The following is a 1,355-nucleotide window of genomic DNA, read 5'->3' as shown; positions in this document are numbered from 1 at the left end:
CCCTGCCCGCCCTCACACAGCACGCGGCTCGCGACCTGCGGCGACTCCGGATCGGAGATGTCGTAGACGATGAATCCGTTGTAGTTGCCGTCGATGGCGTAATCGCCGGTGAAAGCCAGATCGGAGCCGACGCTGTCGACGGGGGCCTCCAGCGGGACGTTGGCGATGTGTCGGAGGTTGTCGCTGGAGTTCTCGTCGGCCGCGGCGGCCGGTGCCAAGGCCGTGCCCAGCAGCAGCGCGGCGGCGGACGCCGCCATGCCCGCGGTCAGGCGGCCGGTTCGGCGGAAGGCGGACGGGGGGACGGGGGATGCGGGGTTCATCGGCAAGAATCACTCCCTGTTGTCTCTGCACGGGGCGGGTCCGTGCGGGCGGCGCCCGCTGTCGGGGGGACGGACGGACTCGCCGGGACCGCGGACGGGAGCGGCCGGCGGGCGGCGCGGAACCAGCCCGCCGGCCCGGTCCCTCGGATCCGCGGCAAACGCGCAGCGCGGCCCGCCACCGGTGGCCGCGGGCCGCGCTCGCGTCGTACTGAGGGCCTGGAACGGAGCCGGTAGGGGTCAGCGCCCGGGCCTGTACTTGGGCTGGCTCTGCGGGTTGAACTCGTCGTAGGTGACCTTCTCGGCCCTCTTGAGCCTCCGGTCGTCCAGCTTCAACACGTCGAAGCCCTGCTGGATGTCGGAGGAGTAGACGTGGCCGTTGTAGTAGTAGGCCGACCAGGAGCCGCCCAGCTGCAGCTCCTCCTCGCTGAGCGGACCGCGGTCGAAGTAGCCGATCTCGCGGGGGTTCTCGGGGTCGTTGAAGTCGATGACCGAGACGCCGCCCTGGTACCAGGACTGCACGAAGTAGTCCTTGCCCATCACCGGGATCAGCGAGCCGTTGTGCGCGACGCAGTTCTCGGTGTCGGCCTGGTGGCGGTCGATCTTGAAGTAGCTGGCGAAGTCCAGCCGCGGGTTCTTCTTGCCGCCCTTGAGGGAGTAGATCGCGTCGGCGCCGCGCTTGGGGCCGATCTCCTCGTTGCAGGTGGCCGCACCGCCGCCGCCGAGCTCGTCGGTGAAGATCACCGACTTGGCGGTGTTGCTGAAGGTGGCCGAGTGCCAGAACGCGAAGTTCTCGTCGCGGACGGTCTCCGTGACGACCGGCTCCACCGGGTCGCTGATGTCCATCATCACGCCGTCACCCATGCACGCGCCCGCGGCCATGTCCTTGCGGGGCAGCACGGTGATGTCGTGGCAGCCTTCGGTGGGGCGCAGCTCCCCGCTGTTGCCGGGATTGCCGCCGTCGGGGAACAGCACCGGCTCGTTGACCACCGCGGCCGAGGCCGGGTCGTCGGTGGGCACCTCGATCACCGAGATCTT

1 protein-coding gene and 1 pseudogene are annotated in these 1,355 nt (G+C 69.8%); both read right to left on the bottom strand.

Going from position 1 to position 1,355, the window contains the following annotated elements; all coding sequences use genetic code 11:
• Positions 1-320 (bottom strand): annotated as a pseudogene (locus LP52_RS25285) (hypothetical protein); the annotation flags it as partial.
• A 237-nt stretch (positions 321-557) separates the two neighbouring features.
• A partial coding sequence (locus LP52_RS25280; protein WP_040276932.1) for an LVIVD repeat-containing protein occupies positions 558-1,355 on the bottom strand: 798 nt, incomplete at its 5' end.

Origin of the sequence: Streptomonospora alba (genome assembly GCF_000826685.1) — a bacterium.
GTDB classification, from domain to species: Bacteria; Actinomycetota; Actinomycetes; order Streptosporangiales; family Streptosporangiaceae; genus Streptomonospora; species Streptomonospora alba.
The sequence above is the reverse complement of the archived record's forward strand: the minus strand, read 5'-3'. Positions and strand labels throughout refer to the sequence as shown.